The 19,238-nt window shown below is 51.2% G+C and carries 14 protein-coding genes; 2 read left to right on the forward strand and 12 right to left on the reverse strand.

The genetic code is table 11. From position 1 onward, the window contains the following. The first annotated feature begins 193 nt into the window (after positions 1-193). Both EBA_RS19055 and EBA_RS19060 read left to right on the forward strand, forming a co-directional pair. The gene (locus tag EBA_RS19055) at positions 194-2,716 is read left to right on the forward strand and encodes a TonB-dependent receptor (protein ID WP_229427852.1); all 2,523 of its coding nucleotides are present in this window, start codon (positions 194-196) and stop codon (positions 2,714-2,716) included. A gap of 799 nt (positions 2,717-3,515) precedes the next feature. Further along, a complete protein-coding gene (locus EBA_RS19060; protein WP_192376176.1) occupies positions 3,516-5,873 on the forward strand; it encodes a TonB-dependent receptor in 2,358 nt (785 codons plus the stop codon). A 213-nt stretch (positions 5,874-6,086) separates the two neighbouring features. Here EBA_RS19060 and EBA_RS19065 read toward each other — a convergent pair whose 3' ends face one another. The 12 genes from EBA_RS19065 to EBA_RS19120 all read right to left on the reverse strand — a co-directional run bounded on the left by EBA_RS19065 (position 6,087) and on the right by EBA_RS19120 (position 18,840). Next, positions 6,087-6,692 (reverse strand): nitrogen fixation protein NifQ, encoded by a 606-nt coding sequence (locus EBA_RS19065; RefSeq protein WP_192376177.1) that lies wholly within the window; start codon positions 6,690-6,692, stop codon positions 6,087-6,089. A 37-nt stretch (positions 6,693-6,729) separates the two neighbouring features. Beyond that, complete coding sequence (locus tag EBA_RS19070; protein ID WP_192376178.1) at positions 6,730-7,080, reverse strand: 2Fe-2S iron-sulfur cluster-binding protein; 351 nt, start codon at positions 7,078-7,080, stop codon at positions 6,730-6,732. 21 nt (positions 7,081-7,101) lie between these two features. Continuing rightward, a complete protein-coding gene (locus EBA_RS19075; RefSeq protein ID WP_020484745.1) occupies positions 7,102-7,389 on the reverse strand; it encodes a 2Fe-2S iron-sulfur cluster-binding protein in 288 nt (95 codons plus the stop codon). 187 nt (positions 7,390-7,576) lie between these two features. Continuing rightward, entirely contained in the window at positions 7,577-8,854 is a 1,278-nt protein-coding gene (locus EBA_RS19080; RefSeq protein WP_192376179.1) for an FprA family A-type flavoprotein, read from the reverse strand. Further along, entirely contained in the window at positions 8,851-9,276 is a 426-nt protein-coding gene (locus EBA_RS19085; protein ID WP_192376180.1) for an ArsC/Spx/MgsR family protein, read from the reverse strand. The genes EBA_RS19080 and EBA_RS19085 overlap by 4 nt, the downstream gene beginning before the upstream one ends. 5 nt (positions 9,277-9,281) lie before the next feature. Continuing rightward, a complete protein-coding gene (locus EBA_RS19090) occupies positions 9,282-9,566 on the reverse strand; it encodes a 4Fe-4S dicluster domain-containing protein (protein WP_192376181.1) in 285 nt (94 codons plus the stop codon). A gap of 102 nt (positions 9,567-9,668) precedes the next feature. Next, positions 9,669-11,162 carry a nitrogenase cofactor biosynthesis protein NifB gene (gene nifB, locus EBA_RS19095; protein WP_192376182.1) on the reverse strand — a complete coding sequence of 498 codons (1,494 nt, stop codon included), beginning with the start codon at positions 11,160-11,162 and terminating at the stop codon, positions 9,669-9,671. Positions 11,163-11,400: 238 nt separating this feature from the next. After that, positions 11,401-12,513, reverse strand: a complete 1,113-nt coding sequence (locus tag EBA_RS19100) for an ABC transporter permease (protein ID WP_192376183.1) — start codon at positions 12,511-12,513, stop codon at positions 11,401-11,403. A 4-nt stretch (positions 12,514-12,517) separates the two neighbouring features. Further along, on the reverse strand, positions 12,518-13,639 hold the full coding sequence (locus tag EBA_RS19105; protein WP_192376184.1) for an ABC transporter permease: 1,122 nt from the start codon (positions 13,637-13,639) through the stop codon (positions 12,518-12,520). Continuing rightward, positions 13,636-15,417, reverse strand: coding sequence for an ATP-binding cassette domain-containing protein (locus EBA_RS19110; RefSeq protein WP_192376185.1), 1,782 nt, complete (start codon positions 15,415-15,417; stop codon positions 13,636-13,638). Before EBA_RS19110 ends, EBA_RS19105 begins: the two co-directional genes overlap by 4 nt. Further along, the gene (locus tag EBA_RS19115; protein WP_192376186.1) at positions 15,414-16,442 is read right to left on the reverse strand and encodes an HlyD family efflux transporter periplasmic adaptor subunit; all 1,029 of its coding nucleotides are present in this window, start codon (positions 16,440-16,442) and stop codon (positions 15,414-15,416) included. Before EBA_RS19115 ends, EBA_RS19110 begins: the two co-directional genes overlap by 4 nt. Positions 16,443-16,815: 373 nt before the next feature. Further along, positions 16,816-18,840 (reverse strand): cache domain-containing protein, encoded by a 2,025-nt coding sequence (locus EBA_RS19120; RefSeq protein WP_192376187.1) that lies wholly within the window; start codon positions 18,838-18,840, stop codon positions 16,816-16,818. Between the last annotated feature and the right edge of the window lie 398 nt (positions 18,841-19,238).

The following is a 19,238-nucleotide window of genomic DNA, read 5'->3' on the forward strand; positions in this document are numbered from 1 at the left end:
CGGTATCACCCAAAAAAAGCTTAACAAATCATCCATATAACATAGATTAATAAAATTACGCCGCAGTACTGGTTTTTTTTCAATTAAATCAAAGCCATTCCATTCTGGCCCCAATATTGCGGCTAATCCGAAACGGTTTTTGCCCAAAAGCCTTACACGAATCCTCAAACAATAACTACGACAGAGACTAACCGTGAAAATTCAATCCGAAATCTTTGAGAACCCCAACTCTCATCGTTTACCAATTCGAACTTTGTTATCAGCGGCTATTCTGCTCGCTTTATCCGGTAATTTAGCAATCGCGGAAACTCAGAAAAAACATACGGGCATTGCAGCGAAAAATACCACTAAGGACAAAGTGTCGTCTGAGTCTGCAGAGCAGGCTAAACGGCAAGCCCCGCAAACACAACCGGAGCAAAAGTCACTAGAAGGTGCCGGCTTGGGTGCTAATGCCAAAGAAGAAGTGATGGAAGAAATGGTTATTACCGGGGAAGTAGCAAAAGACTCGCATTTCACCTCGCCATCCACCCGTTTATCACGCGCCGAAATTGAACGGCAAAACGCCCAAACCACCGAGGAAGCCGTCAAGTACCAACCCAGCTTGCAAATTCGCCAACGCTACATCGGCGATCCTAACGGCGTGTTGGGCATCCGCGGTGCAGATATGTTCTCTACGGCCAGAAACATGGTCTACGCCGACGGCCTACCCCTGCACAATCAACTGCAAGCTTCTTTTAACGGTGCGCCGCGCTGGTCCATGGTGGGTCCAAACGAAATCGACGCGGTTGACGTGGTTTACGGTCCATTTTCCGCGGAATACAGCGGTAACTCGATCGGTGGCGTGGTCAATATCAAAACTCACATGCCGATGAAGGAAGAATACTACGCTGAGGCCAGCTACTTTGCCCAACCCTGGAAAAATATTGGTGCGGATAGCGGCACCTATGACGGCAATCGACAGTATTTTTCTTACGGTAATCGCTTAGACAAGTGGTCCGCACTGCTTTCCTATAATCGCTTGGAAGCGGAAAGCCAACCTATGAGTTACTTCATCGATAACACAGGCTTACGCAATCCGACTGGAACACAGACTGCTGTCACTGGCGCGGTGCCGACGCTAGACACTCGCGGCACGCCTAGTTACATCTACGGCGACACCGGCCCGGAATTAGTCAATACTGATTTAGTTAAACTCAAAGTGGGTTACGACATTACCCCGGATTTGCAGGCCATCTTTACCGGCGCATTTGAGGAGCGCACCCGTAAAGCCGAAACACCCCGCAATTATCTAACCTCTGCAAACGGCAGCGCCTACTACGGTGATAACAATAACAACTCTCGCGATGCCGTTTATGCGGGGAGGGCGTTCAACGTTCTGAACAGCGGCTTTGGGCCATCCGATGACGAACGACAAACTATGCAAATCGGCATGCAGTTGAAAGGCGCGATCACTGACACCTGGGATATCGACACCACCTTCAGCTATCTGGACGTGATCAAAGACGAGCGCAGAACCGCTTTTTTTAACCCTGACGATCCTCGTAACCAAAACACCGGTCAATTACAGGTGTTTGACGATTTCAATTGGAAAAACTACGATCTGAAACTGAGCACCCGGGAGTTTTTAGGCTGGAAACCATTGGAGTTCTTGGGCGGTTATCACTTCGACAACTACAACATGAACTTCAAGCAGTTCTCCTATAACAGCTATTCAGCGGATCAAATCGGATCGGAAACCGTAGGACGGCGCAACCAAGGCGAAGTGACCACTAATGCTATGTTTGGTCAGTTCGCTTATCACTTTGCGCCCGACTGGGATTTGACACTGGGTGCACGATACGAATGGTGGTTGGCATCAAGCGGCGTAGCCTCGAACCGCGCATTGTCGGACCGGAGTGATGACGCCATTTCCCCTAAAGCCTCTTTAGGCTTTGAGCCTTCCAATTGGAAGTTCCGCTATTCTTTCGGTCGAGCTTACCGCTTTCCGGTCATCGCCGAAATGTATCAAAACTTGCAAACACCGACCAGCATCACCACTGCAAACGCCAACTTAAAAGCCGAGGACGGCTGGCATCACAACTTCATGATTGAGTACGGACTGGAGAACGGCTACGTGCGAGTCAACGTGTTTCGCGATGACATTCGTAACACGATCCAACAAGTCCGCCGCGCGTCCGGCATATTGACAGAAAATGCTTTCCAAAACATTCCTGCTACCAGCACTACCGGCGTGGAATTGGTTTACGATCAAGCACGCGTGTTGGATTCTGATTTTGATTTGAATTTTAACGCCACATGGATGAACGCCATTGTTGAAGACGGTGGACCGGACATCAACTTCCAGGAAGCGGATGGAACGCTGACCCGATTTAATCTCACCGGCAAAGAACGGATCCGGCTACCCGAATGGCGTTTTAACGCGCTGGCAACCTATCACATCAACGAGGCCTGGGATACATCAATGGCCGGTCGATATACCAGCGATTCTTACAACGATATCGATAACGGCGACCACGTTAACAACGTATTTGGCTCTCAGGACGGTTTTTTCTTCCTGGACTTTAAAACCAGCTACCGCTTTAAATACGATTTGCTGGGTAAACCTGCGAAAAGTCGCATCTCTTTCGGTATTAATAATCTAACCGACAAAACGGCTTACGTATTTCATCCTTACCCCCAACGAACCTTTTTCCTGGAAGGTGCCATAAGTTTCTAGGCGTGACCAAGGCCGGCGCGCCGGCCCTGATTTCGGCGAGTGTCGGCTTCCGGCGGGAAAGATTGCTAGCCATCCCTGACTAGCAATCACGCCTACACCACCACATGTTTGCCTGCGGCGGCCCCGGCCGTCCGCGTCACCGCGGCTTTGGCCCAACATGATGACATGGACTCCTCCTCACTTCCATGGTGTCGAAAGGTTTTATTTCAATACTTTCAGCAAATGCACAGCCAACGTTGCAAATTAGCAATACTAATGCCGTCAACGTTTTTTTTATCATCATATTGATTTGTTGTTCAGATGGAATTGGAATTGCTCTCGGTAGAGCTCCATGTTGCGCTGCAATTTACAGTCAGCTGCTGAAGCATTCAAGACCAAAGTATATTTGCTTAAACAAACTTTCTCGCCAAGCCTTCACACTCCTTATCAAATAACATAGTTTTTTAAAGCTATGCGTCCTTTAACAAGAGCAAGAGGGTCCATATCGGTCCAACCTAGCACATTCAATACCCAACCTCGCCTACAAACCCTATCCAATCGTGATTAATGGCCCTAAGTAATAAGGAATCAGTCAAAAATATAGGTTATATGACTCATTATTGCTGCAATATTTAAGTTAAATAACATAGTTTTGATAAAAAACGCTTGTATAAATGTTCCGACTTTTTGCTCAATGCCAGCATATTCGGTGCCTAGCCCATATCGATACCGCCATGGTGTAAATCTTGCTTTAGTGATGCTATTTACTTTGCCTAAAACTGGCAAAACTCATTTCTGCTGTATCCACACTAAATTTGATATGACAATAACTATTAAAACCAAATATCTAGTCCTTTTAGGCTTAACACATCTTGGAACCGCCCTAGCAGAAGAAGCCGCTAAACCCCAAAAGGCTAGTTCCAAGGAAAAATCCGAGACCTACCAACTTGAAGAAATGGTTGTCAGCGACAAACAAACAAGTGGCACACCATCGAAATACAGCCTGTTTCCGAATACTGCCAAATCGACACCTACCTACACAATCAAAGCAGAGGACGTTGACACCAAAGTCAATGCAACGACAGTTGAAGACGTACTGAGGTACGCCCCGAGCTTGCATATGCGTAGACGCTATATTGGCGACCAAAACGGTATGATGGGAATACGGGGTAGCAATATCGTGCAAAGCACTCACAACATGGTGTTCGCGGATGGCATGCCACTACACAATCCCGTAAGCAGCGGTTTTTCCGCCCCGCGCTGGTCCATGGTTGCGCCAAGCGAAATCGAAACGGCGGAAGTGCTGTATGGACCGTTTTCAGCTGAATATGGCGGCAGCTCCATGGGCGGCGTTGTCAATCTAAATACCAAGATGCCGGATAAGTTTGAAGCGGAGATGAATGTTACCGGGATGTTCCAAGACATGCATCGCGGTGGACGCAATGAATTGCTCAGTGGCTTTAGAACATTTCTTTCCGGCGGAAACCGCATAGGCAAGTTCAGCGTATATGGGTTTTACAATCATTTGGAGAATGACGGCCAACCGATGGACCCCATCGACACAGCAAGCGTAACTCCGGGCGCCGTAGGTACTAGAACCCGCGTCACCGGCGGACAATTGACACCCATCCCGACCGGGGCACAAGGCATTATTTTTGGCGATGACGGCACTCAACACGTTGCCACCGATTTGTTTAAATTGAAAATGGCTTACGATTTGACGGAAGAATTGCAAGCCCGCTTCACCATCGCCTATGAAGAACGCGAGAACTACAACAACGCACCACTAAGCCTGTTAAGAAACAGTGCGGGCGGAACGGTATACAGCGGCAATGTGAATCAAAACGGTCTCAATTTTACGGTTCCTGCGACGGCGTTTAGAAATTCCGTGTTAAATCGTCAGGCGCTAAATTATGGTTTCAATTTAAAAGGTAAAATTTCCAAAGACTGGAAAATCGATACCACCGCCAGCTATTACGATCCGTTTAAAGACAACACCGTTGCCTCTAACTTTTCACCACTTGACCCGTTAAACAACAACAGAGGCCAAGTCACCGACATCAGTACCTGGTGGGCATCTTACGACTTGAAATTCGCCAACGATAACTTTTTGGGTCGCGACGATTTATCTTTCATGGGTGGTTATCAATTTTTACGCGGCAGCGTAACCAACAAGATTTATAACTCCAACAATTTTACTTTGGCCGGCCGCGATCAAGCAGTCAGCGACAGCGGCGGCGCAACTCAAACCAACAGTGTATTCTCCCAGTTGGAATGGCGCTTCTTGACTGACTGGAGCATCATGGCGGGGGCAAGACTGGATTATTGGGAGGCGCTTGATGGTCACTTTTATGATTATTTGAATGCCACTTCAAGATTGAGAAAACAGGATTACGCCGACCGGGACGCTTCCCGCATCTCCCCCAAAGCAGCGCTCGAATTTTCACCAGGCAATTGGACGTTCCGCTACTCGTTTTCAAAAGCGTACCGTTTTCCAATTTCCGACGAGCTATTTTCCAGCGCTAGCACATTTGCAGCGACCACAGTTGCCAACCCTAATCTAGGGCCGGAGAACGGTTATTTTCAAAACTTCATGACTCAGTACGATATTCCTAGAGGCTATATACGAGCCAACTTCTTTTACGACATCGTTAATGACGAAATTGCCAGTGTTTCGCAAAGTTTTGGCGGCGTAAACGTCAGCACGTATAACGCCTTCGGCCAAACCGAAACCATAGGCACGGAATTGGCCTTTTATCAAAACGGCATTTTCGGACTACCTCTCGATTTTATGGCTAATAGCACGTTCATGAACAAGAACATCACTAAAAACCGGGATACTTCATATGTGGGGAATCAGTGGGCACGGATACCCAAGCTACAAGCTTATGCATCTGCGACCTACCATATCCTTCCGGTATGGGATACGGCCGTCGGCGTGCGTTATCGTAGCGATATTTTCCAGCGTTACGAGAACAACGACATAATGGCTAATGTGTTCAGCGGCTCCGACGAATACACCTTTGTTGATTTCAAAACCACCTATCAATTGCCAATACATCCGCATTTGAAAAGTGCCATTTCCGCCGGCGTAGACAACATCCTGGATCAGGATGTGTATGAAAATAACCCGCTCGCTCAACGCTCTTACTACGTCAGTTTGTCACTCAAGTATTAAGCGATTGGACAAAGATAGGGGCTAACAGCTCCTATCTTTTCATTCTCCAAGCGCCAATCCAAAAAAAGCTTAATGCTTAGCGTTGCAAGATCAATATCCTACAATAGACAGATCAAAACTTAAGGGTGGTTTGGCTGAAAATAGCCGAATGAAAAATCGTCGCTAACCCGCCAACGGCGGCATTGGACAGCACATCGAATGATGGTGCGGAATTCAGTCCTCAGGCCCGAAACACTGCTGGTAGTCCTTACAAACCTCGCAGGACGGCGCCCGGCAGACATATAAACCTTCCGCTTCGCATAGTTGTTTGTATAGAAATTTTTTCCATTTCATGTCTTTGCTGTTGCGGACCAGTAGTTCCGGAAAGTTGTAGCCCAACATGGCCGATAAATCGCTCCGGGCCCATAAACCTAAATCCTGCCACAGATGATCGCTACCCAAACAGGCGGCCACGATCATGGCGATCAGCCATTCGGTTTCCACGCCGGGATTGGCGGCGAATTGTCCGAGTAGGACTTCAAGATCCTGTTTTTCCAACATACGACTGAAATCCAGACAACTACCTGAAATGGCTTGCGTAGCCAACTGATACCCAGGGAAATACCTATCGATCAGTTGTTGAAATTGTGCCGGGCTTAAGCCCAGGCTATCGGGCAGCACCCCATCGCCGACGCTCCAACTGGCGATGATTTGTGCCAACCAGACACTATTGGGTGACTGGTCGGCACAGGCCATCAGATCCTGATAAATGTGTTGCCGCGACCTAACAACCGAGGGCTCTGCCCTATCGTTCGGTTCGATGGAAAGTGTGCAACTCATACTCGATTCTCCGGCCTATTTAACGATGACGCAGAAATTAATATTCGACGCGAATATCTTCATCCCTAACGATCATCTGACAAGCCAGGCGCCATTCCGGCGGCAGGTCGTCGACGATCATTTGATCCAACTGTTCAGCAGAGACTTTGCCGATTTGTTTCAGCAGGGATTTTTCTTTCTCGGTCATCGTGCCACCCATGCGTTCCAATTTTTTATCGATGCTGGTGACGCGGACCACGCAAGTGCCGCATTCGCCATCTTCGCATTCGAAATTGATGGGGATTTTGTTTTCCAAAGCCAGCTTCAAAATAGTCTGGGTGTGACTGCCGGCAACGGCGTAAACGGTTTTATCCCGATATTCGGGACTGGTAAATGTTACTAAAGCCATGTGTTACTCCTTTTGCGTTGCTTAAACTGGTTTAAGGGAAATTTCGCCGCCCAAGACTTGCGCTTGGCAAGCCAGACGGTTGTGTTTACCGGCCATGTTTTCCCGCAAAATTTTGTCTTCCAGTACTGACGGCTCGGTCAAGTTATTCCAACCAGCAGTCACTTTCATAATGCAGGTTCCGCAATCGCCTTCCCGGCAACCGTAGGTAATGCCGGAACCTACTTTCTCGGACACCTCAATCACCCGAGTGCCGGCGGGGACGGTAACCGTCACGTTTATATCTTCAAATGTAATGGTCGCTTTGGCCATTGTAAAAACTCCATAAGGTATTAAAAGTAATCTCGGCAGCCTCTAATCTGAGGACTCCCGGTTTGGAACCGAAACGATTCCTGATTTTCACCGGCCTTACGACCGATGAGGTCACCGACACGTCCTTGGATCGGTTTAGCCTACGAATAATGCTGTAGGCTCAATAGCAAGCGTCTGTTAATCCGGTTTACAGGTCCGCAAAATTAATCACCTTCGATTCTCTGGCCCCTGTCAACTCCTGGGCCAGTTCCAAACCAAAGGCCTTACATTCATGTATTTCGTCGTCGGTCGGAATCAGCTTCACCCGCAGGCCTTGAATCGGCACCCGCAGCTTCAGGCCGCGCAAGCGGTCTTCCACCAAACGCACGCCCTCTCCGGTCCAACCGTAAGAGCCAAATACGCCGCCTAGTTTGTTTTTCAGATTGACCACGGTCAGCGAGGACAGCAGATCCCAAATCGGTTTGACGGCGTCGCCGTTGATAGTGGGCGTACCCAGCACCAACCCGTCGGCCTCTTCGATCAAATCGACAAAAGGCGACACCTCGCCGCCTTCCAAGTCGTATAGCGATACCCGCACATCCTCAACTTGCATGGCACCTTGATAAATCGCTTCGGCCATGCGCCGGGTGTTGCCGTAGGAACTGATATAAAAGATCAGCAGGGTCTTTTGATTGGGCCTGAGTTCGTTATGCAACGCCGGGCTGGATAACTGGCGGTAACGCTGGATGTAATGTTGGGGGCGGTCGCGCAAGATTGGCCCATGAGTCGGCGCGATCAATTTCAAGGGCAAGGGTTCGATCAACTCCAAGGCCCTTACCACGTATTCCTTGAACGGCCGCATGATGTGGGCGTAGTAGTACTCGAAGGAGAAGCGGAAATCGCCGACTTTGTCGTTGTACAAACGGTTGTCGCAAAAATGACAACCAAACACGTCGCCGGAAAACAGCATCGCTTCTTCCGGCGCATAAGTGCATTGCGTGTCGGGCCAGTGCAAATACGGGGTATGCAAAAACTCCAGACTGCGGTCGCCCAAGGACACTTTGTCGCCGGTTACCACCGGGGTGTAGCTCAACTCGTCCTGCTTCAGCAGGCCTTTGAGCATGGACTGGGCTTTTTGAGAAATGAATAGTTGCGCTTGCGGTGCCCGTTTCATCAACTCCGGCAAGGCGCCGGTATGATCGGGTTCCAAGTGATTGAGGACGATGACCTTGATTTCCGAGTAATCGGCAACGCTTTCCAAGCGAGCGAAAAAGTCGTTGGCAAAGCCTTCCTTGACGGTGTCTATTACCGCCACGCCTTCGCTACCGCGAATCACATAAGCGTTGTAACTGGTGCCGTTGGCGGTCTTCAGGATGATGTCGAAGGTACGTAAATTCGGGTCCAACGCGCCAACCCAATGCACGCGATCGGATAAGGCCACCGCAAGCGGTATGCCTTCTTCGCTCTCCAATTTGACGCTGTTCATGGCTTACACGCCTCGGCATGTGACTGCTTGGGGCACGTTTCCAAATCCTTGTGCGTGACGGATGCCGCTAAGCCTAGCCAGGCATCGACCTGTTGTTGGTCGAACCCGCAGACTCGCTGCTCGGCGACCTCCATCAAAGGCCGACGAATCAGCAGCGGCTGCGCCACCATCAACGCTATAGCTTCGTCTTCGCTGACGGCATTTGGATCGACCAACCCTTGTTTGACAGCCGGCGCACTGCGGTTAAACCAATCCGCTACCGGCATGTCGCCGAAAAACGAGCGCAACTTGCCCGGTTCTCTGCCCCACGGCTGCTGCAATAGATCGTAAACCACCAACAAATGGCCGGCGGCACTCAGCAATTGCTTTTGCCGGGTATTATTCAGGCAGCCCGGCTTTTCATAGAAATGCACGGTGGCCATGGCCGTCAATGTGCTTGTAGTTCCGCCATCGCCTCTGCCATTTTTTCCGGCGGGATACCGGTCAGCGAGCCGGGCGGGTTAATTGGTACGCCTAGCGCATCGAGAATCGCACCTTCGATAGGGCAGATACTGGCGCATTGAGTATCTTTAAAATCGCCTTCGCATTCGGTACATTTTTTCGGATTGATGCGAAAATGTCCGGTTTTTTCCGACATATAGATGGCTTTGCTGGGGCACAACGGCTCACAGGCATAACAGTTGACGCAGGATTCGATAATTTGTAAAGCCATGACGTTACCTTTGTATTCGATGGTTAAGCTGTAGGTCGGTTTACCCCTTAGGCACAAGCGCTATGCTTTCATGCCCGCATGGGTAAACCCGACCTACGTTTTTTATGCCGTCGCCCGTTCTTCGGCTACAGCTTCGTCCAACTTACCGGCCGCCGCCATTTCCTTGTAGACTGCCATCACGGCTTCTTCGATAGGCTCCATGGCATGCTCGCCGTTCGGTACGATGCCGGCTTTTTCCAGCAGATCCCAAGGCTCGTAACCGATTTTGGAACACAGCACCGCTTCGCAGCCGGCCAAGGACCGAATAGTTTGTTGCAGTACGCTCTCGCCTTCGCCGCAGGTGTCGTCGCCGCCGCAATACAAATCGGTTTTGCGATGACTCATGAAGCGCACACCCTCCGGCGATGCTTCGTAGATCAAAAACTCTTTCGCATGCCCGAAGTGCATATTGATCACCCCTTGACCACTGGTGGCGATGGCCATCAGTACCGGACGGGTATTCAATTTCGGTTCGGCGGAGTGTTGCGCGGCCTTTTCATCCTTCGCTGCACGCTTGCTGTGCATTTCTTCGCTGATCGCTTCGTGGATGACTTTGCGTTTTTCCATCGCCGCTTGATAGTCGATTTCCATGTTCTCGATCTTGTCCATCGTGAACTCGTCGCCACGGTCCTCGCCCAACAAACCAACCGCGTCGGCACGGCATTGACGGCAATGGCGCATCATGTTCATGTCGCCGGAGCAAGAGTCTTGCAAGTCCATCAACTCATCTTGAGTCGGACCACGTTGGCCCATAACACCGTAGAAAGTGCCATGTTCGGCTTCGGCGATCAAAGGCATCACGTTATGCAGGAAAGCGCCCTTGGATTTAACAATTTTGCTGACTTCTGCCAAGTGTTTGTCGTTGACACCGGGAATCATCACCGAGTTGACTTTGACCAAAATACCTCTGGCCGCCAACATTTCCAGGCCTTTTTGTTGCTGCTCGATCAAAATCTTCGCGCCTTTCACGCCCTTGATGCGTTTGTTTTCCCAGAAAATCCAAGGATAAATCTGCGCACCAATTTCCGGATCAACACAGTTGATGGTAATCGTGACGTGGTCTATGTTGTGTTTGGCTAACTCTTCGACCGATTCCGGCAAGGCCAGACCGTTGGTGGATACGCACAGTTTGATGTCCGGCGCTTCTGCACTCAGGCGGCGGAAGGTTTCGAAAGTCCTTTCAGGATTGGCCAATGGATCACCAGGGCCGGCGATGCCCAGCACGGTCATTTGCGGAATGTTGGCCGCCACCGCCATGGTTTTTTTCACAGCTTGATCAGGCGTCAATAACTCAGAGACCACACCAGGGCGTGACTCGTTAGAACAATCGTATTTGCGATTGCAATAGTGGCATTGAATATTACAAGCCGGCGCTACCGCTACGTGCATGCGGGCAAAGTAATGATGAGCGTCTTCGGAGTAACAAGGGTGGTTTTCCACCTTGGAGCGAATCTCGTCGGACAAATGCCCGAGTTGATCATCACTTGTACCGCAAGAATGGGAGGAGCAGCCGCCTTCGCTTGCTGCTGGAGTTTCGTTTATTACTGGCAGTTCCATATTCTTCACCTCACTTGATTGGTTATACAGTGAGAAAGCACAGGCTATGCCAGTTATGAAATCAATTTAACACTATGATTTTAATATTGTTTTTTAACATTAACCGCTAAACACCCCAAAACAAGGCCACCTAATGTTTGTAACGGCACAATCCCAGCGGGCCTATTGTAAGGATTTGGACAAAGCCAGCGGCCTTAAAACCACATGATTCCGTTGACTACACAGCCCTCAGAGCCTTTCAATACATACGCTTACGAAATAGCCATCCGGCGCAAGTCATGCAGAACAAACCGATAAGCGCCAGCGGCCAGTATTGATCGATTAAATCGGCTATCCCCAAGCCTTCCAGAAATACGCCGCGGATAATGATCAAAAAATAGCGTAGCGGATTGACCAGCGTCAGCTGCTGCACCAGTTCCGGCATGTTCTCGATGGGCGTAGCGTAGCCGGAGAGGATCACGCCCGGCACAATCAGCAAAAAACCGCCCAGCAGACCTTGCTGCTGTGTTACCGACAGGGAAGAAATCATCAAGCCGGCGCCGATTACCGAAAACACATACAACACGATGCCGATATACAGCGCGGCCAGGCTACCCAGGAGCGGCACATGAAACCAGAATACTGCCATGAAGATGCTGAACGAGGCTTCCGCCACGCCGATGATCAGTCCGGGAATGGCTTTGCCGATCAGAATTTCCGCCGGCGTAAACGGCGTGACCAGCAATTGATCGAAGGTGCCCTGTTCGCGTTCGCGGGCCACCGACAACGCAGCTACCGTCATCGTCACCACTAGCGTCAACAGGCCGACAATGCCGGGCACGATGAACCAACGGCTTTCCAGGTTGGGATTAAACCAGGCCCTGACGCGTAATTCGGCGGGCGGCCCGGTTTGGTTGTGCTGGCGCGCCCAGTCGCTGTTGAACTGACTGATTACGTTACGGGCGTAACCCAAGGCTATTTGGGCCGTATTGGAATCGCGGCCGTCCAGTAAAATCTGCACCGACGCAGCTTGCTGCCCGCTAAGCAAATCGCGGCTAAAATTTTGAGCGATATGCAACACCATCAATACCTGTTTGCCATCCAGCGCTGCGGCAATTTGATCCTGGCGCTCGATGCGCAACACTTCCCGAAAAGCCGGCGCGCCATTGAAACGGGCGATCAAATCGCGGGCGGCGCTGCCCCGGTCTTCGTTGTAAATCGCTACCGGCAATTGGTTTAGATCGTAGGTGGCGGCATAGCTGAGCACGAATAATTGCACCAACGGCGGCACGATCAATACAAAGCGGCTTTTTTTATCCTTGAGCAGGCTCAGGAATTCCTTGATCAATAAGGCCTGGATACGCCACCACATATTTTTATTCCAAGCGGCGCGGCGCCCGCCATAAGGCCAGCGCCAGAAACGCCAGAGCCATTAGCAACAAGGCCAAGGCGTTCGGCAATATGACCTCCCAAATATCACCGGCCAGGAATACGGTCTGCAAAATCGCCACGAAATATCGAGCCGCCACCAAGTGGGTGAACAACTGCACCGCCCACGGCATGCTATCGATATTGAAGATAAAGCCGGACAAGATGAATGCCGGCAGAAACGTCACCACAATGGCGATCTGTCCGGCGACAAATTGATTCTTCGCGGCTATCGAAATCAACAAACCCATGCCCAGCGCCGCCAACAAAAACAAGGTGCCGGCCACTAGCAAGACCCACAAGGATCCGACCAACGGCACCTGAAACAAAAACACCGCCATACCTATCGACAGCAACATGCCGCCCATGCCCAGCAAGTAATACGGAATCAATTTGCCGAGCAGCACTTCGCGGACGCTGACCGGCGTCGAAATCAGCGCCTCCATGGTGCCGCGCTCCCATTCGCGGGCCATCACCAACGCGGTCAGTAATGCGCCAATCAGGGTCATAATTACCGCGATTAGACCCGGCACCAGAAAGTTACGGCTGCGCAGGCCACTGTTGTACCAAACCCGCGCTTCCAACTGTACCGCCCGCATTGGAGTTAAACCTTGCGATTCCATCCGGGCATTAATCCAGGTCTCCCAAACGCCTTGCACATAAGCACTGGTCAGACGAGCTGTATTGGCGTCGACACCGTTGACGATCACCTGGATCTGTGCCGGTTCGCTGCCATTCAGCCGCCGCTCGAAATCGGCCTGCAAGTGAACGATGGCATTGATTTTTCGGGCGAGCAACGCCTGCCGGGCCTCGCGCATGTCGCGGAAGTAATGGGCTTGAAAATATTCCGAATAATCGAAGCCGGCACTCAAACTGCGCGACTCCGGCGAGACAAACTCAACTACCAGGCCAATCGGCACGTGGCGGGCATCCAGCGAGACGCCATAACCGAATAGCAGCAGTAAAAACACCGGCATCGCAAAAGCAATCGCCAGGCTACTGGGGTCGCGTAACACTTGCAAAAACTCCTTACGTATCAAGCCCAACAAGCGTTGACTGGCGGCGTTCATCCGCTTGACGATCCTGTGAGTTCCAGCAGGCGGATAAAGGCCTCTTCCATTGTGTCGGCAGGCGATTGACCAACGCCTTGACTGCGGCTTCTGATCTGGGCCGGCGTGCCGGCGGCCAGAATGTCGCCTTCGCGCATGATCAACAGTCGATCACAATATTCGGCTTCTTCCATGAAATGCGTGGTGACCAATATTGTTACCCCTTGCGCCGCCAAGCTGTTGATACGAGCCCAAAACTCGCGGCGCGCCAGCGGATCGATGCCGGAGGTGGGCTCGTCGAGAAACAGAATCTCCGGCTCGTGCATTAACGCGCAAGCCAGCGCCAGCCTTTGTTTATAACCCAACGGCAGATCAACGCTGTTGGTGTCGGCGAAATCTTCCAGGCCAAATTGAGTAAAGGCCCAAGCCATGCGCACGCGTCTATGGCTATTGCGCAAGCCATACGCATGACTGAAAAACGCCAGATTTTGCTTGACCGATAATTGGCCGTACAACGAGAACCTCTGCGACATATAACCCAATTTTGCTCTGGCCTGCGCTGCCGCCTTACTCAGGTCCAGGCCAGCCACCCGCACGCGGCCGTTACTGGCCGGCAATAAACCGCACAACATTCTAAAGGTGGTGGTCTTGCCGGCACCGTTCGCGCCGAGCAAGCCGAAAATCTCGCCGTGCCGCACCTCAAACGACAGTTTTTTAACCGCCTGAAAATTTCCAAACCAGCGATCAACTTGCTCGACTTCAATCACCGCCGGCTGTTCACTCGCCAAAAACGGCGAGCCATTGCCGGGTACCGGACCCTTAGTTGCCGCTGGCGACTTTTGGCCCTGCCGAGCCAGCAACAGCATGATAAACGCATCTTCCAAGCGCGACGGTACCGGCACAATTTGCATTTGCTCGACATCGTTGAACATAGCCGTCCAGTCCGGCCGGCAAGCGGGCCGGGCTACCGCGCGTACCGCATCGCCCTGCACCACCGAATCGATTAGGTCCGGACACGCCTGTAAGCGTTGTTGCAGCAAACGTTTACCCAGTACCGGACTGGACAGTTTGTAACTGCAGGCGTTGGCCAGACGATGAAATCCGGTGGGTGCGTCTTGATGCAGAATTTGGCCTCTATCCAGCAAGACCACCTGCTGGCAACGCTCGGCTTCATCCATGTAAGCAGTGCTGAGCAACACCGTTGTGCCGAACTCTTGCACCAGCAAGGCGATAATCTGCCACAGCTCGCGGCGCGACAGCGGATCGACCCCCACCGACGGCTCGTCCAGCACCAGCAACCTGGGCCGATTCAACAAGGTACAAGCCAGACCCAGTTTTTGTTTCATGCCCCCGGACAGCTGGCCGGCCAGACGCTGATTGAATTTTTGCAGATTCGTCATGCGCATCAGCTCGAGAAAACGCTGTTGCCTGTCCTGCTGCGAGATGCCGTAAAGATCGGCGTAGAGATTGAGATTTTCCTGCACGCTCAAGTCTTCATAAAGGCCGAAGCGCTGAGGCATGTAGCCGATCAGACGGTGCAATTGCGCGCCGGCGGCGGCTGTATCCAAACCAAAACTGGCTACGCTGCCGCTGTCGGGCAACAACAAGCCGGCCGCCAAGCGTAACAAGGTGGTTTTGCCGGCGCCATCCGGACCAACCAAGGCCGTGACTTGGCCGAGCGACAGGCTCAGGGAAATATCCCGCAAGGCCGATACGACCCGGTCACCGGCGGTAAAGCGTTTGCTTACCGACGTGAAGATCAGCGGCGTCGGTGCGGCTTCGGCCGCGATGGCAGTCACGGCGCGGGTTCGCAGCTCGGTTGAGTCATCGGTGCTTGGTGGGTGTCTATGGTCACGGTGACCGGCATGCCCAGCCGCAATTGGTCGTCCGGGTCGCAGGCGTAAATCCGCACTTGATAGACCAGGCTGGTTCTCAGCTCGGTGGTTTCCACTGTTTTAGGCGTAAATTCGGCAGTCGGCGACATGTACGCCACCCAACCCCGGTAATTTTTATCCGGAAAACTGTCGCTGGCCAGACTGGCCGACAAACCATAGCGTAGCCGGCCCAAATCGGCTTCAGCCACATAAGTTCTGGCCCACAGCGGATCGCGCAAGGCCAGCGTCAATACCGGCTTTTGGGCGTTGCCCATGTCGCCGGGTTCGAGGATGCGGTTCTGGACCACGCCATCCTGCGGTGCGTACAAACGCGCGTCTGCTAAGACTTTCTCGGCCAATTGCAAGGCGGCCTGATCTGCTTTCAGTTGTGCTTGCGCCACTTGAATATCTTCCCGACGCGGGCCGATTTCGGTTAGCGCATATTGCTGTCTCAAGGCTTGCAGACTCTCCTTGGCCCCGTCGTATTGCGCTTGAGCCCGATCCAGGGACTCGGCGGAGCTTAGTTTGCGCTTAACCAGCACTTGTAAACGGGCCAACTCTTTCTTAGCCAGTACCACAGCCGCTTCCGCCGCTTTGACATCGTTGCCGGCCTTACCGATTTCCTGCGGCCGCGAACCGTGCAACAGTTTGTCCAGCTGATGCTGTTGCACGTCCACTTTGGCCGACGCTTGATCGCGGGCATATTGAAATCGCTCCGGCGCTTGAGTAGCCAACAACTGGCCGCGTTTGACCCGCTCGCCTTCCTGAACCAGGATCTGTTCGACGCGCTCGGGATCGTGAAAACTCAGTTCGACCTGGCGAATGTCGATGTTGCCGTATAAAACCAAGGCATCGCTCTGCGGGCTCCCGCCCCTGAGATAAAAACTCGTGGCGCCTAGAACAACGGCAGCCAACGCACCGATGGTAATCAGGCCTGGTTTACTAATCATCTATGATTCACCCTCGGCTAATTTGAACGTGTCCGTTCAGTATACTGAAAGCCAGCCTCACGGTGTATCGAACAACTTACTCCAACACGCAGTAAGTCGCGCTAAATATACAATGACTGGATAGAAGGTGCCGACGTCAGGCGCTGCATCTGTCGAGTGACCGGCAAGCCTCAATCAAACCCCAGACCGCAGCGCTTAACAATCGGCGGCCTGTTCACCGCACAAAACCATTGGACTCCCCGCAACGGCTAAACACTCCATCCGACGTTCAATCCAACACCCAAGCCATTAATCCCAACTTGTTTTTAAGGTGCTCGAACGTAATTTTCAACAAAGCAAACACGACCCCGAGCAACCAATTGAACCGCTACCGTCAAAAAGGGATAAACACCATAGCCACCACGTCGTTACGATAACCATCCTGCACTTTGTACTCGCGGTAGCCCTTAGATACAGCTACTCCCAAGATGTAACTCGCACCATTTTGCTGAATTACTTCCGAACTGCGATGACCGGTTTTCAATCCGAAAAATGCTGCATCAACCTCCAGAGTATCGCCAGGCTTGAGTGCCGGATTATTGGCAACGGCAATAATGGTTTGGTTGCGCTGCGCAAACACGCCAAAACAGCCTGCCAATACCTCACCTTGTTTATCGCGTGGCAAAACATCGTTTAGCATCGATTCGAATTGCGGCTCGCTATCAAACACAATGCCTATGCCGCCCAACACTTTGCGCGAATCGTCCAGATCGGTAATCGCGGCGTTATAGATGTAAGTATGCCGATTACTGTAAAGATGCGTTTCCTCAAATGCCGAGACCGTGTAGTGCTGTGAATCACTATGTTTTAAAGCCTCGGTCGCGCCGCTTGACTCGTCTAGCTTGATGCCGACTAACATCTGCTGTTGGGGCGCGGAGACCGCCAGAATTCGACCTTGGCTATCGTAGAGATATAGATTGGTGTAAGCCGTGTAAAGCGCATTAATATATTGCAGGATCTCGCTGATTTGCCGGGTTTCGGCGAAACTAAGTGCCGTATTGGACAAGCCCCTTCTAAACGCTGAGGTCAGTGCCCACCAACGGCAATCGTTAGCTCGTTCGTATAAATTGCGATCCATGATGTCCACCGCCAAGGACGCTAAAAATCCCGCGTTATTGAGATGCGAGGACATTACCGTCACTTCCTGCAAGCTCTTAACTGACGCGTCAAATATGGTGGTAATATCGGAGCCGATTTGTTTGATGGCTTCCAGCACCGGCATAAATTCGGTGGCATTTTTGCGGGCCGACGCAATCTGTCCGTTTAACACCAACAAGCCCAGGTCGGTATTGATATCCGAAGAAGCCCGATGGATTTCCCGCAATTCCTGCGGAAAAGAACTTGCCTGATGCATGATCTCGGTATAGCCGTTACGGGACGGCTGCATTTCTTCGCGACCGAATGCCCTATCCAGTCCGGTCATCATTTGGCCGCGCCAGCCCAGACCATAAAAGCCCTGATAACCGTTGGTACTGCGCATATTCACAATATAGTCGTGGCGCCGATAATTCAGCATCCGCAAGCCCGCATCGCCTTTAAATTCGGTGTTAAGCGGCAACAATTTCTCGTCGCTACTGGCAATCACCTGTCCCTCGCGATCAATAACCGCTAAAACTGCAATATCATCCGGCATTAAGAGTCCGTCGAAAATGCTATTCATTTCATCATCAAAGCGAAAGCACAGACATAAAATGCCCAACACCGGCGAACGCTTATCGTCGGTTTGGGTAATTTTGCAGGAGTAGATTAAAGAATGGCGACGCTCGCTTTGTAAATCGGAATAGCGAAAGGTTTCGACATAATCTTGCTCTGACGTCAAAGTTGCCGCCAACAAGGCATCGTTGGAATGGCATATTGGATTGGTTTTGTCCAAATGGGCCTTCACATTCCCTTGTGCATCAAAGACGATAATCTCATCGTAAACACTGTATTTTTTTACATATTCTTGGAGCCTGTTTTCGATGAACTGCGTTTGCTCGGCGCTGACATTCTCTGAACCAAGAAACACCCTGATGTCGTCGTCGGTTGCCAGAAAGCCCACATCCGCTGTGCGTTCGAATAGGTTACGGATCAACAAATCGATAGCCACTTGCGCTTTCGACGAGTTATCCAGCACCAGTTTTTGCAGATTTTCGACCAGTAAATTACGGGTCAATTGCTTCTGCAGTTCGCCAAATTTAAGCTGGGTACGACTCATATCGTCCAATATAGTCGTCGCCACGTTGTGGCTATTTATTTTGCCTATCAGCGTGATTTTGCCCCACCAATCGTTTAAAGACGCTAACCGACCCTCAAAACTTTTAACCACCGGCATTGATCCCAACAATTTTGTCGAGTGCGATTGCAAAAATTCGTTCATAAAACTCCTCTCACTAGCATTTGAAAATCGGGGATTTACCCACTCTGCCTGGATAATCGGCAGCTCATCCACACCTACCGATAAATCAGTTGGCAACTTTCGCCAACATCTACAAAATGGAATTCATCCTCCTCCCTGTATAACTTGTCACAATCCATATTGGTCTCATTCGGATAACCCTGGTAAATAAGCACAGATTATTCCAAAAAAAAACAGCGCCGAAGCTTGTCTCAACAGGCGGTTGCAAAGCGTTTGTTCAGACCTTAGTCGGGCAACAAATTGCTAAATTATTGTGACTCTATTCAAGTTTATCGACGGAATACTGCCCACCTAACGCTACAAATATAGAATTTCAACTAGCCGTTAAAGCAACAAATCTTGCACTTAACCGATCCCAA

Source organism: Methylomonas albis (assembly GCF_014850955.1).
In the GTDB taxonomy this organism is placed as follows: Bacteria; Pseudomonadota; Gammaproteobacteria; order Methylococcales; family Methylomonadaceae; genus Methylomonas; species Methylomonas albis.

What these genes read in the sequence shown, in the direction of transcription:
- EBA_RS19075 (WP_020484745.1), bottom strand. Translation starts at nt 7,389, where the DNA reads ATGGCCAAAGCGACCATTACATTTGAAGATATAAACGTGACGGTTACC.
- EBA_RS19065 (WP_192376177.1), bottom strand. Translation starts at nt 6,692, where the DNA reads ATGAGTTGCACACTTTCCATCGAACCGAACGATAGGGCAGAGCCCTCG.
- EBA_RS19120 (WP_192376187.1), bottom strand. Translation starts at nt 18,840, where the DNA reads ATGAACGAATTTTTGCAATCGCACTCGACAAAATTGTTGGGATCAATG.
- EBA_RS19105 (WP_192376184.1), bottom strand. Translation starts at nt 13,639, where the DNA reads ATGAACGCCGCCAGTCAACGCTTGTTGGGCTTGATACGTAAGGAGTTT.
- EBA_RS19070 (WP_192376178.1), bottom strand. Translation starts at nt 7,080, where the DNA reads ATGGCTTTAGTAACATTTACCAGTCCCGAATATCGGGATAAAACCGTT.
- EBA_RS19115 (WP_192376186.1), bottom strand. Translation starts at nt 16,442, where the DNA reads ATGATTAGTAAACCAGGCCTGATTACCATCGGTGCGTTGGCTGCCGTT.
- EBA_RS19090 (WP_192376181.1), bottom strand. Translation starts at nt 9,566, where the DNA reads ATGGCTTTACAAATTATCGAATCCTGCGTCAACTGTTATGCCTGTGAG.
- EBA_RS19060 (WP_192376176.1), top strand. Translation starts at nt 3,516, where the DNA reads ATGACAATAACTATTAAAACCAAATATCTAGTCCTTTTAGGCTTAACA.
- EBA_RS19085 (WP_192376180.1), bottom strand. Translation starts at nt 9,276, where the DNA reads ATGGCCACCGTGCATTTCTATGAAAAGCCGGGCTGCCTGAATAATACC.
- nifB (WP_192376182.1), bottom strand. Translation starts at nt 11,162, where the DNA reads ATGGAACTGCCAGTAATAAACGAAACTCCAGCAGCAAGCGAAGGCGGC.
- EBA_RS19100 (WP_192376183.1), bottom strand. Translation starts at nt 12,513, where the DNA reads ATGTGGTGGCGTATCCAGGCCTTATTGATCAAGGAATTCCTGAGCCTG.
- EBA_RS19080 (WP_192376179.1), bottom strand. Translation starts at nt 8,854, where the DNA reads ATGAACAGCGTCAAATTGGAGAGCGAAGAAGGCATACCGCTTGCGGTG.